This window comes from Xanthomonas floridensis, assembly GCF_001642575.1.
Taxonomy (GTDB): Bacteria; Pseudomonadota; Gammaproteobacteria; order Xanthomonadales; family Xanthomonadaceae; genus Xanthomonas; species Xanthomonas floridensis.
The window spans coordinates 108,798-124,906 of record NZ_LXNG01000004.1 but is presented as its reverse complement, the minus strand read 5'-3'; the positions used below and the strand labels follow the sequence as shown (position 1 = coordinate 124,906).

General features: G+C 68.0%; 9 protein-coding genes. 1 reads left to right on the top strand and 8 read right to left on the bottom strand.

Annotation, left to right across the window (positions count from 1 at the left end; all coding sequences use genetic code 11):
* The 7 genes from glgX to glgA all read right to left on the bottom strand — a co-directional run bounded on the left by glgX (position 1) and on the right by glgA (position 12,606).
* Positions 1 to 2,163 (bottom strand): glycogen debranching protein GlgX, encoded by a 2,163-nt coding sequence (glgX, locus tag A7D17_RS03395; RefSeq protein WP_064507805.1) that lies wholly within the window; start codon positions 2,161 to 2,163, stop codon positions 1 to 3.
* A gap of 125 nt (positions 2,164 to 2,288) precedes the next feature.
* The gene (locus tag A7D17_RS03390) at positions 2,289 to 2,474 is read right to left on the bottom strand and encodes a DUF2934 domain-containing protein (protein ID WP_029218558.1); all 186 of its coding nucleotides are present in this window, start codon (positions 2,472 to 2,474) and stop codon (positions 2,289 to 2,291) included.
* 14 nt (positions 2,475 to 2,488) lie between these two features.
* The gene (gene treY, locus A7D17_RS03385) at positions 2,489 to 5,107 is read right to left on the bottom strand and encodes a malto-oligosyltrehalose synthase (RefSeq protein WP_064507804.1); all 2,619 of its coding nucleotides are present in this window, start codon (positions 5,105 to 5,107) and stop codon (positions 2,489 to 2,491) included.
* A complete protein-coding gene (locus tag A7D17_RS03380) occupies positions 5,104 to 7,035 on the bottom strand; it encodes a 4-alpha-glucanotransferase (protein ID WP_064507803.1) in 1,932 nt (643 codons plus the stop codon). The genes treY and A7D17_RS03380 overlap by 4 nt, the downstream gene beginning before the upstream one ends.
* A complete protein-coding gene (gene treZ, locus A7D17_RS03375) occupies positions 7,032 to 8,789 on the bottom strand; it encodes a malto-oligosyltrehalose trehalohydrolase (protein WP_064507802.1) in 1,758 nt (585 codons plus the stop codon). The genes A7D17_RS03380 and treZ overlap by 4 nt, the downstream gene beginning before the upstream one ends.
* 2 nt (positions 8,790 to 8,791) lie before the next feature.
* Positions 8,792 to 11,026: a 1,4-alpha-glucan branching enzyme gene (locus A7D17_RS03370; protein ID WP_064507801.1), complete on the bottom strand. Its 2,235-nt coding sequence runs from the start codon at positions 11,024 to 11,026 to the stop codon at positions 8,792 to 8,794.
* The gene (gene glgA, locus A7D17_RS03365; protein WP_064507800.1) at positions 11,023 to 12,606 is read right to left on the bottom strand and encodes a glycogen synthase GlgA; all 1,584 of its coding nucleotides are present in this window, start codon (positions 12,604 to 12,606) and stop codon (positions 11,023 to 11,025) included. Before glgA ends, A7D17_RS03370 begins: the two co-directional genes overlap by 4 nt.
* Positions 12,607 to 13,089: 483 nt before the next feature.
* On the opposite strand from glgA, the gene A7D17_RS03360 reads away from it, so the two are divergent.
* Positions 13,090 to 14,718: a GGDEF domain-containing protein gene (locus A7D17_RS03360; RefSeq protein ID WP_064507799.1), complete on the top strand. Its 1,629-nt coding sequence runs from the start codon at positions 13,090 to 13,092 to the stop codon at positions 14,716 to 14,718.
* Positions 14,719 to 15,091: 373 nt separating this feature from the next.
* Here A7D17_RS03360 and A7D17_RS03355 read toward each other — a convergent pair whose 3' ends face one another.
* On the bottom strand, positions 15,092 to 16,033 hold the full coding sequence (locus A7D17_RS03355) for a DUF808 domain-containing protein (protein WP_064507798.1): 942 nt from the start codon (positions 16,031 to 16,033) through the stop codon (positions 15,092 to 15,094).
* Positions 16,034 to 16,109: the final 76 nt, after the last annotated feature.

Sequence of the window (16,109 nt, the reverse complement as noted above, 5' to 3'; positions counted from 1 at the left end):
TCAGCGCGCCCCTTCGGAGACGATGCGCGCACTGCTGGCAATGCGGTCGCGCTCCACCGCCAGCAACGTCAGCGAATGCGCCGGCGCCTTCCACTCGCTGCCGCCAGCGACCACGCGCCCGCCGTGGCGGGCAGTGTCGACCAGCACACGCCAATGTTCGTCGTGCATCGCCGGCAGAATGAACGACACGCTGGTGGACGCGGCATTGATCAGCATCAGCAAGGTAACGTTGGCGGCGATCTCACGTAGGCCGGTGGTCGGCGAGCGGCCGTCCAGGCGCAGCATCAGCGCACGCGCCTCCGGGTCGTGCCAGGCAGCTTCGTCCATCTCCACACCGTTGGGCGCCAGCCAGGTGAGATCCTTCAGGCCCAATGCTTCGTCGAACTTGCCATCGAAAAAGCGCGCGCGATGCAGCAGCGGGTACCGCTGACGGATGCGGATCAAACGACGCACGAACGCGGCTTGGTCGGCCGCCGCTGCCTTGGTGGCTGCGGTCCAGTCGATCCAGGTCAGCTCGTTGTCCTGGCAGTAGGCGTTGTTGTTGCCGTTCTGGCTGTGGCCGAATTCATCGCCGGCCAGCAGCATCGGCGTGCCCTGCGACAGCAGCAAGGTGGCCAGCAGGTTACGCATCTGCTGGCGGCGCAGCTGCTTGATCGCCGGGTCGTTGGTGTCGCCTTCCACTCCGTAATTGGCGGAAATATTGTGGTCGCTGCCGTCACGGCCGTCCTCGCCGTTGGCCATGTTGTGCTTGCCTTCGTAACTCACCAGATCGCGCAGGGTGAAGCCGTCGTGCGCAGTGACGAAGTTGACCGAGGCAGTGGGGCGGCGGCCGCTGTGATTGAACAGGTCGGCCGAGCCGGTGAGGCGCGTGGCAAGTTCCGCCAGCTGGCCGCCATCACCGCGCCAGAAGGCGCGCACGTTGTCGCGGAACTTGTCGTTCCATTCCACCCAGCCGGGCGGGAAATTGCCTACCTGGTAGCCGCCGGGACCGATGTCCCACGGCTCGGCGATCAACTTGGTCTGACTCAGCACGGGGTCCTGCCGCACTGCATCCAGAAAGCTGCCCGATGGATCGAAGCCATAGCGCTCGCGGCCGAGGATGCTGGCCAGATCGAAGCGGAAGCCGTCCACGTGCATTTCCTGCACCCAGTAACGCAACGAGTCCATCACCATGCGCAGCGCGCCGACGTTGGTCAGGTCGAAGGTGTTGCCGGTGCCGGTGTCGTTGATATAGAAACGGCGGTCGTCGGCCAGGCGGTAATAGCTGGCGTTGTCGATGCCCTTGAACGACAGCGTGGGCCCGAGTTCGTTGCCTTCCGCGGTGTGGTTGTAGACCACGTCCAGCAGCACTTCCAGTCCGGCGTGGTGCAGCCGCGCCACCATCTGCTTGAATTCGGCCACCGTGCGTGTGGACATGTAGCGCCCCTGCGGGGCGAAGAAGCCCAGGGTGTTGTAGCCCCAGTAATTGCGTAGACCTTTTTCCAGCAGGTATTGATCGTCGACGAAGGCATGCACGGGGAGTAATTCCACCGCGGTGACGCCGAGGGAGCTGATGTGGTCGATGAGTTCGTCGGTCTTCAAGGCCGAAAAGGTGCCGCGATTTTCCGGCGGTACCGCCGGATGCAACATGCTCAGGCCACGCACGTGCGCCTCGTAGATCACCGTGCGGTTCCAGGGCGTCTGCGGCGGGCGGTCCTGGCCCCAGGTAAAGGCCGGGTCGATCACCGCAGACTTGGGCATGAACGCGGCACTGTCGCGGCGATCGAAACTCAGGTCCTTGTCGCGATGGCCGATGGTGTAACCGAACAGGTGCGGTGCCCATTTGAGCTCGCCGACAATCTGCTTGGCATACGGGTCCAGCAGCAACTTATTGTGGTTGAAGCGGTGGCCGGCATCCGGCGCATAGGGACCATGCACCCGGTAGCCGTACAGCTGGCCGGGACGCGCGTCGGGCAGATAGCCGTGCCAGACCTCGTCGGTGTATTCGGGCAGTGCGATGCGTTCCTGCTCGCGGCCGCGCTCGTCGAACAGGCACAGCTCCACCCGCGTGGCATTGCGCGAATACAGCGCAAAATTGACGCCCAGACCATCCCAGGTGGCGCCTAGCGGGTTGGGACGGCCTTCGCGGATGCGCGAGCGCTGGGTGAACTTGCGAGTGGCCATCGGTAACTCCTTGATGCGGTGAACTCAGATGCGGGAGAGCAGCGCTGCGGGAAAGCGCTGGCGTACGCGGTGAGCACGGACGCCGATTGTGCGACAGGCACGTAGAGACGGTGACAGAGGCGGCGTTACTGACGTGCAGTGATCGGCGTGACCGCATGCTCGGCGGCCTGCTCGGCCGCGCGCTCTTCGGCATCCACCAGACGCTCGGCCATCGCCCAGTGGCGGTCCGCATGCCCGTCGGGACGGCCTTCGGCCTCCCAGATCTCCTGTGCCAACTGGCGAAGCCGTGCCTGCCGTTCCATTTCATTCATTGCGTGCGTTTCTCTCAGGGGTCTAGGGATGACGAGGCCGACAACACTGCCACCGGCGCACGTGCAAACAGCGTCGACAGCGGCACCCGGCCGCGCTGGGGCTGCAGCGTGCTGCCGTCGAGCACATTACGGTAGGACGCTTCCGGCAAGGCCAACGCTGCCTGACCCCAGGTGGCCGGCGGCACCAGCAAGGGCAGGTCGCCGTCGCCCTGCGCACCGGCGCCCAGCCGCGTCACCGCTACCACCAGCGACTGGCCGCGGTAGTGGCGACGGAAGGCCAGCACCTGCGCATCGCCGCTGACGGCGACCTGCAAGGCTTGATAGTCGCCCTTCGCAAACAGCGCCGGATGTTCGCGGCGCAGTTGCAGCAGCACCGCGGTGAGGCGGGCCTTGACCGCGCCATCGCGCCAGTTGCGCAGCAGCGTGCTCCAGTCGCGTGTCTGGTCCAGCCATTGCTGGCGTTGCGTGTAGTCCACCGGGCGGCGGTTGTCCGGGTCCACCAACGACAGGTCCCAGCCTTCGGTGCCCTGGTACAGATCGGGTACGCCCGGCACGGTCAGGCGCAAGGTGGTCTGCACCAGCGCATTGCGCGCACCGGCCGCGGCGATGTGGTTGCTGGCGCGCAGCAACGCGCGCCGCAGCGGCAGACCGGCGCGACTGCACAGCACCTGCTCCACCGTGGCCTGCACCGCCTGTTCGTACTCGGCCGAGCCATCGGTCCAGCTGGTGTGCAGCTTGGCTTCGCGCACCGCCTTGAGCAGCCACTGCGCCACGCGCTCGGCAAAGGCGGCCAGCGGCTCGGCCTGGTCGGCGCCCTGGCCGATCGGCCAGGCGGCCACCAGGGTCTGCCACAGCATCTGCTGATCGCCACCGGCCAGGGACGGCGCATCCAGCGCCTCGGCCAGGGTGTCGAACTGGGTACTCTGCTCGATCCACCAGCGCGGTTGTTCGGACAACACCGCCAGCCGCATGCGCAGGTCTTCGCCGCGCTTGTGATCGTGCGTGGCAGTGGCCAGCAGCGCGCGCGGATAGTGCCTGGCGCGCTCGAGGTTCTGTGCGTGGAACTGCGCGGCCTCATTGGCGAAATGGGTCGGATGGCTGCCCACTTCGTTGCGCGACAGCAGCACGCCGTGCCGATAGAAGGCGGTGTCTTCCACCGCCTTGGCATTGAGCGGTGCGGAAAGCTGCTCAACGCGCCGGCGCAGGATGCGCCGCAACGCGATCTGCGCGCGATCGGCGCCGGCATCGTCCAGCAGCCAGCGCTCGATGGCGTTCACCGCCGCCACGATCGCTTCGGGCATGCCCTGGCGTGCACGCGCGGCGGTGGCGCGCAGGCGCTCGGCTTCGCTGCCGCCGATGCCCTTGGCACCGGCGTAGGTGCGGTACACCGGGAACCACCGCAGCAGCACGCACAGCCCGCGCGCCAGCATCTGCGGGCTGAACTCGCGGGTAGGCGGGTCCAGCCGCGCCAGTGCCGACAACGCACCCACGGCGCGATTGAATTCCGTCTGCAATGGGCCACGCAACATCTCGTCGCGCGCGGTGCGCTCTTCCTGCGCAAAGTCGCCGCTGCGGCCGCTGGCCTTCTGCCACGCGCGTGCCAGGGGCTTGAAGCCGGCCTCGTCGTGCAGCACGCCGCTCACCTGGTCCATGAAGTCGTAACCGGTGGTGCCGTCGCAGGGCCAGTCGGCCGGCAGGTGTTCGCCGGGGGCAAGGATCTTTTCCAGATACAGGCCCAGCGTGCCGGGCTTGAGCCCGCGCGCGCGGCCGGCCGCATCCAGCCGGCTGCGCAGCTTGCGCACATAGCCGGTGGGGTCGGTGAGCCCGTCCACGTGATCGATACGCAGGCCATCCAGGTGTCCTTCGGCCACCAGCCGCAGCGGCAGCGCGTGCACGGCATCGAACACCACCGGCAATTCCACCCGCAGGGCCACCAGCGAAGTGATGTCGAAGAAGCGGCGGTAGTTGAGCATGTCGTTACCCACGCGCCACCAGTTCAGGCGATACGGCTGACGTTCGATCAGCTTGTGCAGACGGCCATCGCCACGCTTGGCGCCATCGTTGTAGTCGCGCAACCACTGCGCGCGTGCGGCAGGTTCCGGCACGTCCAGGGTTTGCGGGCGGATCGGATAGCGCTGGTCGTAATGCGCCAGTGCGGCGCTACCGTCTTCGTCCACCACCAGGGTGATCAGGCCTTCGGCCAGGGCGCTGGCATACGGGCGATCCAGCACCGCCAGCCACAGCTTGCCGTCGCGCCCCGGAGCGCGCCAATCGATGTCGAACCAGTCGGCATGCTTGGCACTACGCCCATGCCGCAGCACGTCCCACCACCACGCGTTGTCTGCATGGGTGGCCATGTGGTTGGGCACGATGTCGGCGATCAACCCCATGCCGTGTTCGCGCGCCGCCGTCGACAGCGCGATCAACGCCGCTTCGCCGCCGAGCTCGGGGTTGACCACGGTCGGGTCGATATTGTCGTAGCCATGCGTGGAGCCCGGCACCGCCGTACCGATCGGCGACAGATACAGATGGCTGATGCCCAGGCCGGCGTAATACGGCACCTGCGCGCGTGCGTCGTGCAGGGTGAAGCCGGCATGCAGCTGCAGGCGGGCGGTGGCGCGGAAGTCGATCATGACTGGGAGTCCGAAACAGCCGCGACGCGACGCGCCTCGGCAACGCCGTGCAGCGCGGTGGTCAGGCGCGCATGCGGCAGGGGATCGGGCAGACGTCGGCGCCAATTGGGATGGACCTCGACGGTGCCCGGCAGATTGGGTTGTTCTTCCAGCGCCAGCGCATCTTCCACCGGCAGCAGCATCAGCGGCGACACGCCGCTGGCGGTGAACCGCAGCGCGCCCAGCAACGGGTCCTCGCCCTGCAGGCCGGCGTGTTCCACCGCGGCATCCAGGCGGGCCAGATCGTGCGTGCGCGCCTTGGCGTCATCGGCCGCCTGGGTGGGCTGGATCAACCCCAGCTGGCGCCGCCAGTCGATGTCGCGGCCCTTGCGCCAGCCGGTGAGCGTGGGCAGATCGTGCGTGGTGGTGGTGGCCACCGCGTCCGGGCGCCACAGCGCCGGGGCAATGAATGCACCGTGCTTGTCGCGGGTGAACATCAGGACATCGATGCCCATCACCCCGCGCTGGGACAGTTCTTCGCGGATGCCCGGCGGCACCACGCCCAGGTCCTCGCCGATCACGATGGCGCGGTGCCGCCAGGATTCCAGCGCCAGCAGGTTGAGCAGGTCGTGCAGCGGATAGGACAGATACGCGCCTTCGTTGGAGCTGGCGCCATCGGGCACCACCCACAGCCGCAGCAGGCCCAGGATGTGATCGATGCGGATGCCGCCGCGCTCGCGCAGCACCGCGCGCAACAGCGCGATGTACGGTGCGAAGCCGCTACGGCGCAGGGCGGTGGGCGAATACGCACCGATGCCCCAGTGCTGGCCGGCGGCGTTGAAGGCATCCGGCGGCGCGCCCAGCACCAGCCCCCGCAACACGGTGTCGCCGGCCGCAGCAGCTTCGGCGCCATTGGGATCGAAGCCCACTGCCAGGTCGGCGATCAGGCCGATCTTCATGCCGCGCTCGTGCGCTTCGCGCTGTGCGTCGGCCCAACTGCGCGCGGCCAGCCACTGCGTGAACACATGCAGCTGCGGATCGTTGTCGCCGAAATCGCGTGCGGCAAACTGGGCGAACCCGTCCAGCTCCGCACCACCTGCCGCACGGAACGCCAGCAGATCCGGATGATCGGGCGACACCCGCGCGTAGAGCTCGCGCAGCAAGCGCCACTTGGCCTGTGCCGAGGCCGGCCAATCGATCAAGGCATGGCTGTGCAATGCGCTGAAGTGCTCGCGCAGGCCGGGCACGGCATCGAGTGCGTCCAGCGCGGTCTCGCCGAGCACACGCACCGGTGCGGCATGCAGTGGGTCGAAGAAGCGCCGGTCGCTGGGCGAATACGGGCTGTAGCCGCCGGTGACCGGACGTGAAGCGTGCACCGGGCTCAGTGCCAGCGCATCGGCACCGGCCACTGCCGCATGCCGCAGCCATTCGACAGTGCCGGCGGCGTCGCCGATGCCACCATCGTCGGGGCTGCAGGCCGAATACACCTGCAGCGCCATGCCCCAGGCATGTGGTGCGGCCTGGCCGCAGGCATCGGCCACGCTGAAGCACCGCTGCGGCGCGACCGCCACCTGCTGCGTGATCCCGCCGATCTCCAGGGTCCAGTAACCATACCGCTGCGGCGCGCGCAGCTGCCCCTGCGCGTTGGCTTGCGCCGCTTCGCTGGCGCCGCTGTCATCGGTCCAGCGGCCACTGGCGTTGGCGGCAACGCGCAGCGCCAGCGGCGCGCCCACCTGCACCGTGACCAGGGCGGCCGGTTCGGCAGCCTGTGCCTGGCAGCGGCGCAGGCTGTCTTCGCGCTGCGCGGCGGTGGCCGCCGGCAACTCGAGCGCGGTGAGTACTGCCTGCAGCGACGGCTCGGACACCTGCCGTGGTTGATCGCTGGCATCCACCCAATCGACCATCACCCCGGCCGCGGTGGCCAGGGTGTGCAGGGGATGCGCGCTCATGCCTGCGCCTCGTGCCAGGCGATGAAGCCATCCACCGGCAGCAGCTGCGCGGCGGCCTCCATGTTTTCGGCATGGACTACCTGCCCGCGCCGCGGTGGCAGCGGCACGGGGGCGGCGCCGACGTTGAAGGCGATATGCCATAGCCCGCCCGGCAATTCCCAGGTGGCGGTGAGCGCGCCATCGGCCAGGACGCTGGCACGCAGCGCGCGCGCCTGCGCCAGGCCCGGCACCAGCCAGTGGCGCCGCACGCCCAGCAGCGCCGTGAACCACGCCGCCCACTGCGCGCCTTCGCCCTGCGCGGCGTCGGCGATCGGCGAACGCGACGCGGCGAAGGTGGCAGGGCTGTTCGGATCGGGGATGGTGGCGCGCTGCGCCTGATCGGCGAACGCGGCAAAGTGCGCGAACTCGCGGCGACGGCCTTCGCGCACCGCCTCGTCCAGCGGCGGGCCGAAGTCGGTGAAGAACAGGAACGGCTGGGTGGCGCCCCACGGCTCGCCCATGAAGAACAGCGGGATCATCGGCGTCAAGGCGGTCAGCGCCAGCGCTGCACGCAAGCGCTGCGGCGAGACCAGCACGCTCAGCCGTTCGCCGCGTGCGCGGTTGCCGATCTGGTCGTGGTTCTGCGCGAACACTACGAACTTGTGCGGCGGCAATGCCCCGCTTGGTTCGCCACGCACATGCCCTCGCGGATCCGGCTCGCCCTGGTAGGCAAAGCCTTCGCCGAGCACGCGCGCCAGGTGGTCGGTCGGCTTGTCGGCGAACGCGGCGTAATAGCCTTCTTCTTCGCCGGTCAGCAGCACATGCAAGGCGTTATGGAAGTCGTCGTCCCATTGCGCGGTGTAGCCGCGTTGCAACTGCGAGGCCTGGTTGGCCTCGTTTTCCAGCACCAGATGCACGTGGCGCCCGGCGGGCAGGCTGGTCTCGATGGCCTCGCGCAAGGTATCCAGGAAGGCGTTCGGGGTGATCGCGTGCACCGCATCCAGGCGCAGCCCGTCGAAGCGGTATTCGTGCAACCACATCAGCGCGTTGTCGAGGAAGTAGCGCTGCACCTGCGGCTTGCGGAAGTCGATCGCCGCGCCCCACGGGGTGGGCTTGTCTTCGTTGAAGAATGGCGCCGCGTAGCTGTGCAGGTAATTGCCGTCCGGGCCAAAGTGGTTGTAGACCACGTCCAGCAGCACCATCAGGCCATGCCCGTGCGCGGCGTCGATCAAGGCCTTCAGTTCGTCCGGCGTGCCATAGGCCTGCGCCGGCGCATACGGCAGCACGCCGTCGTAGCCCCAGTTGTGCGCACCGGGGAAGGCACTCAGCGGCATCAGTTCGATCGCGGTGATGCCCATCGCCGCCAGCTGCGGCAGTTGCGCCTGCACGCCGGCATAGCCACCGCAGGCGCCCACGTGCAGTTCGTAGATCACCGCCTCGTCCCAGGGCCGGCCCTGCCACTGCGGGTGGCTCCAGCGGTGGCCATCGGTGGGCTGCACGGCACTGGCGCCATGCACGCCATCCGGCTGCCAGCGTGAGGCCGGGTCCGGTACCGGCTCGCCACCGTCGACGCTGTAGCGATAGCGCGCGCCGGCGGCACAGGCCAGCACCGCACGGAAGAAGCCATCCGCCCCGGCCTGCAGCGCAGCGCGCGCGCCGTCGGCGAACACCACGTCCACGCCGCTGGCGTCCGGCGCCCAGAGCGCGAAGCGCACCTGTCCTTCACCCGCTGGCCATGCGCCCCAGGCCGGGGTGGTCGCGTCGCGCTCGTTCATTGTTATTTCTCCGCTTGCAGGTAGATCGTGGCCAGCGGCGGCAAGGTCAGGCGCAGCCGTTGCGCATGCCCATGCATGCCCATCGGCTCGGTCGCCAGACGACCGCTGTTGCCGAGGTTGCTGCCACCGTAATGGGCGCTATCGGTATTGAGGATTTCGCGCCAGATGCCGGCACGCGGCACGCCCACGCCGTAGTCGTGCAGCGGTTGCGGGGTGAGGTTGCTCACCGCCAGCAGCGGCACGCCGCCACCGTCGGGATCGTGGCGAATGAAGGCCAGCACGCTGTTGCGCGCGTCGTCGGCCACGCTCCAGTCGAACCCCTCGGCACGGTGGGTGCCGCGGTACAACGCCGGCACGCGGCGCAGCGCGGCGTTGAGATCGCCCACCAGCCGTTGCACGCCGCGATGCGGCGCGCCATCGAGCAGATGCCAGTCCAGCGACTGGTCGTGATTCCAGTCTGCCCACTGGCCGAATTCGGCGCCCATGAACAGCAGCTTGTCGCCCGGGTGCGCCCACATCAGCGCCAGGTAGGCGCGCAGGTTGGCAAAGCGCCGCCAGTCGTCGCCGGGCATCTGCCCGAGCAGGCCGCCGGTGCCGTGCACCACTTCGTCGTGCGACAGCGGCAGCACAAAACGTTCGGAGAACGCATACACCAGGCCAAAGGTGAGCTGGCTGTGGTGCTGGGCGCGCTCGGCCGGATCGCGCTGCATGTAGCTCAGCGTGTCGTGCATCCAGCCCATGTTCCACTTGTGGGTGAAGCCCAGTCCGCCATCGGCCAGCGGTGCGGTCACGCCGGGCCAGGCAGTGGATTCTTCGGCAATGGTCAGCACGCCGGGAAAGCAGGCGGCGATCTCGCGGTTGAGCTGGCGCAGGAAGGCCACCGCTTCCAGGTTCTCGCGGCCGCCATGCGCATTGGGTACCCACTCGCCTTCGGCGCGGCCATAGTCGCGATACAGCATCGAGGCCACCGCATCCACGCGCAGGCCATCGAGGTGGTAATGGTCGATCCACTCCAGCGCGCTGCCCAACAGGAACGCGGTCACTTCGGGGCGGCCGTAGTTGTAGATCAGCGTATTCCAGTCGCGGTGCATGCCTTCGCGCGGGTCGGCATGCTCATACAGCGCCGCGCCATCGAACTGCGCCAGGCCATGTGCGTCATCCGGAAAGTGCGCGCTGACCCAGTCCAGGATCACCCCGATGCCGGCGCGATGGCAGGCGTCGACGAACGCGGCGAAGCCATCCGGGCTGCCATGCCGCGCGGTGGGCGCATACAGGCCCAGTGGCTGGTAGCCCCACGAGCCGCCAAACGGGTGCTCGGTAATCGGCAGCAGCTCGATATGGGTGAAGCCGAGCTGCTGCACATACGGAATCAGCTGCCCGGCCAGGCTGGGCCAGTCAAGCGGCTGGTCATGCCCGTCGCGACGCCACGAGGCGGCATGCACCTCATAGATGGACATCGGCGCCGGCAAGGTCTGCGCACTGCGCCGGCCCATCCACGCGGCGTCGGTCCAGGCAAATCCCGCGTCACCGGGCACCACCGAGGCGGTGGCCGGCGGCAGTTCGCTCTGGCGCGCCACCGGGTCGGCCTTGAGCAGCACACGACCATCGGCGGCGGTGATGGCGTACTTGTAGCGGGCGCCGGCTTCCACCCGCGGCAGGAACAACTCCCAGAAGCCTCCGGTGCGTTGGCGCATCGGGTGCCGCCGCGTTTCCCAGCCATTGAAGTCGCCGACCACGGCCACGCGCTGCGCATGCGGTGCCCATACCGCAAAGCGCACACCCGGCACCTCGCCGCAGCGCATGTGCTGGGCGCCCAGTGCGCGGCGCAGCGCCTGCCCGTCGCCGGCAGCGATCTGCAGCAGCAGCGATTCGTCCAGGATCGGGCCGAATGCATAGGGGTCTTCGATCTCCTGTACCACGTCCGGCCACACGATACGCAGCCGGTACGGGCCATCGCCGGCCAGCTCGCCTTCGAACAGGCCGTCTGTTTCGGTGGCCTGCATGCGTGCCAGCAGCTTGCCGCGCGGGTCGATCAAGCCCATCGCCTCGGCGCCTGGCGCCAGGACGCGCACGCGGCGGCGCCCGTCGGCCTGCGGATGCGGGCCCAGCACCGTGAATGCATTGGCGGGCAGACCCTGGGCCAGGGCCTGCAGGGTCTGCGCAACATCGGACATGCCTTCCATGGTCACCGCGTCAGTTTCCGTCTCCTGGCCCTGCCCGCCCAGCCGTTCGCTCATGACACCGTCGCAAGCGCGGGCGCAGTGGCGGCGGTGTGTTCGTAAAGGGAGAGGTACTTCTTGCCGGCCACATCCCAGCCGCTGGGGCGCAGCATTGCCGCCCGGCGCATCGCCGACAGCAGGCTGGGCAGGCGGAAGGTGCGGAAGGCACGCTCCAGGCAGCGGCGCAGCGCTTCGGTGCTGGCATGCTGGAACAGGAAGCCGGTGACGCCGTCGTCCACGGTGTCGATCAGCCCGCCAGTGGCGTGGGCGATCGGCAGGCAGCCAAAGCGCTGGGCATACATCTGGCTCAACCCGCAGGGCTCGAACCGCGACGGCATCAGCAGGAAGTCGGCACCGGCGAACATGCGCCGTGCCAGGCCTTCCTCGAAGCCGATGAAGGCGCCGACCTGGCCGGGATAGCGGCGGGTCAGCTCAGCCACCTGCTGCTCGATCTCCGGCTCGCCGCCGCCGATCACCGCAATCTGACCACCGGCCGCCACGATCTGCGGAGCGACCTCGCAGATCAGGTCCAGGCCCTTCTGGTGCACCAGCCGCGAGACCACTGCAAACAGCGGGCCGGTGCTCTCGCGCAGGCCGAATGCCTTGCGCACCTGTCCGGCGTTGGCCTGACGGCCCTGCCAGTGGTTCACGCTGAAATGCGAATCCAGATGCGCGTCGGTGCGCGGATCCCAGCTGGCATCGATGCCATTGACGATCCCGGTCAGCGCGCCCTTGGCGGCGCGACCGGCCAGCAGCCGGTCCAGCCCGCACCCCTGTGCCGGGCCGGTGATCTGCTTGGCATAGCTGACGCTGACGGTGTTGACGTGGTCGGCATTGACGATGCCGCCGCGCAGGAACGACATCTGCCCGTAGAACTCCAGCTCGGCCACGCGCTCGGCGGGAATGCCCAGCGCGGCGGCCATCGAATACGGCACCAGGCCCTGGTAGGCCAGATTGTGGATGGTGAGCAGGCACGGGGTGGTGCCGCCGGACCAGCGCACATAACCGGCCGCCAGCGCGCACGGCCAATCGTTGAGATGCAGCAGGCGCGGCTTCCAGCCCAGCCCGGCATGGCCGGCGGCGATCTGCGCGGCGGCATGCGACAAGGTGGCGAAGCGGATCGCATTGTCTTCGAACTCCGAACCGCTGGTGCTCACATACGGCGAGCCATCGCGTTCGAACAGTTCCTTGGACAACAGGATGTAGATCGGCAAGCCGTCCGATTGCACGATACGGCCGATGTCGCAGGCCGGCAGCGCTGCATGCGCCAGCACACGGCCCACGATCTCCACCTTTCCGGCACGCTCGAGCACCGCGCGGTACCCGGGGATCAACACACGCACGTCGTAACGGTGACGCAGCGCGCGCGGCAGCGCGGCCGCCACATCGCCCAGCCCACCGGCCTTGATGAAGTCGGCCATCTCCGACACCACGAACAACGCGCCGCGCGTGTCGGCCAGCGACACCGGCAGACGCTCGTGATGACGGATGAAACGCCCGCGCGCATCGCGCGGCCGCCCACTCTTCTTCAGCGTGGGGATCAACGCGCTGCGCTCGAGGCGTGCGCTGGTAGCGTGGAGCGGCATCATGGCAACCATCTAAACGTCCGTCGTAAAGTGGGTGGAGACGGAAAACGGCGAAGCGACAACCATCGTCTGCCGATCGGGCCAGACGACATGCAACGAATGAGGAGCGGGGCCAACGCGCGTACTCCACGTCGTCCTTGTCGATGAATCTACACCCCGACCAAATAAAATATGCGTGAACATGTGCTGACTTTTCTGCGACAGCCACATTCCATCGCGCATGGTTGCGCATGCGGACAGGCATAAGCGGCACATTGCAGTGCAATGACATCCCCGCATCGGTGCACGGGCAGTGCGATGCACCGAATGTGGGAGAACCCAGCCGCGCTCGTCGTCATCTGCATAACTTGTTCATGCCTGCCTTCTCACCCTTCTTCGCATCGCCTCGTTGCAATGCAGGCATGCTGGCCCGGTGCGCTCCGGTCGGGCCTGCTCAAGCGGCCTGCGTCTGCGCCGATAACGAGCGTTAGCACGTCGACCTTTTCGAGATCTGGCATGGCAGACCAGCCTGAACTTCCAAGCCGCCCGCGTGGCGGGCTGCGCCGCCTGTTGCCTTGGGGTGGCGCGGACAGCGCGCGCCCGGCGGCGGCCCTGCCAACCGTGCGCAGTTCCGCGCATGGCGCACAGGCCATGGCCGCCCACCAGCTGGTACCGGCCAAGGCCAAGTCCGGCGCGCACGACCCGGCCGCTGCCACGGCCATGCTGATCCGCCTGTTCTCGCACGCCGCGCATCCGGAGGCGCTGCTGCTGGCGTTCGCCGAAGGCATTGCCAGCCTGCATGGCGAACTCGGCGACATGGGCGTACGCCTGAGTACGGCCTATGCCGCCGGCGACTGGCTCGGCTATGGCCGCACGCTGCGCCAGCTGATCGACAAGTACATCCGCACCATCGATATCGGCGACTCGCTGGCAGAAGGCCGCACCGAAGCCGAACAACTGCGCGACCTGCTGCGTCATGCGCTGGGCAATGCCCTGGCCACCTTGCTGCAACGCAGCCCGGAGCTGGCCGAAGAAGCGCAGACCCTGGCATCGGCACTGCGCCACTGGCGCCCGGGGCATGAGCTGATCACGCTGGAGCAGCGCCTGCGTGAGCTGAGCCACCAGATCGGCCTGCGTGCCGAAGACGCCAGCGAGCAGCAGAACCTGTTGCTCGGCTTGTTCGACCTATTGCTGGAGAACGTCGGCGAACTCCTGGACGATCGCAGCTGGTTGCAGGGCCAGATCTCGGTGGTGCGACAGCTGTTGGCCGGACCGCTGGATGGAGACTCCATCGAGCAGGCACGCGGCACCCTGCGCGAGGTGATCTACAAGCAGGGCCTGCTCAAACAGGGCATTGCCGACTCCAAGACCGCCATGCGCGAGATGATGGTGTCCTTCGTCGACCGGCTCGACGGCATGGCCACCAGCACCGGCGAGTATCACGACCGCGTTGCCGGCTATTCGCAGGCGATCGGCGACGCTCGCAGCATTCCCGACCTCAACCGGTTGTTGCAGGACGTGCTGCAGGACACCGCCGGGGTGCAGGCGCAGGCACTGGCCGCGCGCGACGAACTGCTCTCGGCACGCCGCCAGGTCGAAGACGCCGAACAACGCATCGCCTCGCTGGAACAGGAACTCAATGCGGTGGCCGGGCTGGTGCGCGAAGACCAGCTGACCGGCGCGCTCAATCGGCGCGGCTTCGAAGAACTGTTTCAACGCGAGGCAGTGCGCACCCAGCGCAGCGGCCAGCTGCTGTGCGTGGCGATGCTGGACCTGGACGACTTCCGCCGCCTCAACGAAGCCCACGGCCATGCTGGCGGCGACGCCGCGCTACGCCACACCGTGGACGTGGCCAAGGCGGTGCTGCGCACCACCGACGCCATTGCCCGCTTCGGCGGCGAGGAATTCGTGCTGTTGCTGCCGGACTCGACCATTTTCGAGGCCAGCGCTGCGGTGATTCGCGTGCAGCGTGCCCTGGCGCAGCGCTCGCTGCTGCACGAGGACGTACGGATCTTCATCAGCTTCAGTGCGGGCGTAGCGCTGCGCCATACCGACGAGACCCAGGACGAACTGGTCCGCCGCGCCGACCGCGCCATGTACGACGCCAAGGCCGCGGGCAAGAATCGGGTGATCAGTGCCGATTAGCGCGCCACTGCTGGCTTCTGCAGCGATATCACCGAATGCCGTGCACACTTCAGTGCGCCCGGCGGAACCGGGGTAGCGGGCGCCGAGTATGCTCAACTGCCGGCTTCCACGCCGATAGCACTGCGCCTCGCGCGTTCGAGCGTCACTCGACCGAAGGCAAGCCGGGATCGGCAAGCCAGCCAAGGCAGGCAAGAGCCGACACGTGCGCCCGACTAGCCAGGGGAGGCGTGGCACCAGGCAACCACTTGAAGCCTTGCCGCAGTCCACCGTGGCGCTACCCAGCAGGCCGCCTCGCGCGTGAACGGCACGAGTCAGCATGCCGCTGCAGACCCCGCTCCCAGCACCCAATCGAAGCCGGCACCAACGCCAGCCCCTAGTGCGCCGCCTTGTTCCCGCGCAGCTTCTGGAAGCCGGTCACCACCGCCAGCACCACCGCACCGGCAACCACGCCGACCACCATGTTGCCCAGCGCCTCGACCAGCCAGCCCAGGCCGCCGGCCGACTTGGCCAGATCCACCACCACGTGATGCAGCATGGGGATGTTGTGCACCAGGATGCCGCCGCCGACCAGGAACATCGCCAGCGTGCCGGCCACCGACAGGAACTTCATCAACCACGGCGCGGCCACCAGGATGCCGCGGCCCAGCGCGGCCAGCGATGCGCCTTTCTTGGTCAGGTACAGGCCAAGGTCGTCCAGCTTCACGATCGCCGCCACCAGGCCGTACACGCCGATCGTCATCGCCAGTGCGATCGCCACCAGCACGGCCACCTGCTGACCGAATGACACGCCCGCCACCACGCCCAACGACAGCACGATGATCTCGGCCGACAGGATGAAGTCCGTGCGAATCGCGCCTTTGACCTTGTCCTTCTCCAGCGCCACCACGTCCACGCTCTCGTCGGCCAGCGCGCGGGTGCGTTCGGCGTGCCGCTGCGCGTCTTCGTCTTCGCTGTGCAGGAACTTGTGCGCCAGCTTCTCCACGCCCTCGAAGCACAGGTAAGCGCCGCCGATCATCATCAACGGCATCACCAGCGGAATGTTGTAGCCGCGTCCGCGCAGCCAGGCTTCCAGCGCGCTGATCGCCAGGGCTGCCGGCACCAGGATCACCTTGTTGACCAGCGAACCCTTGGCCACCGCCCAGACCACCGGCAACTCGCGGTCGGCGGTGACCCCGGTCACCTGCTGCGCATTGAGCGCCAGATCGTCGCCGAGCACGCCGGCGGTCTTCTTGGCCGCAACCTTGGTCAGGATGGAAACGTCGTCCAGCAAGGTGGCGATGTCGTCGAGCAGGGTGAACAGGCTGGCACCGGCCATGCGCAAGGTCCTTCGTGGGTGGCCGGGGATTCTCGCCGATCCGGCGCCCGCGCGGGGTGATGGCAGGCCATTGCAG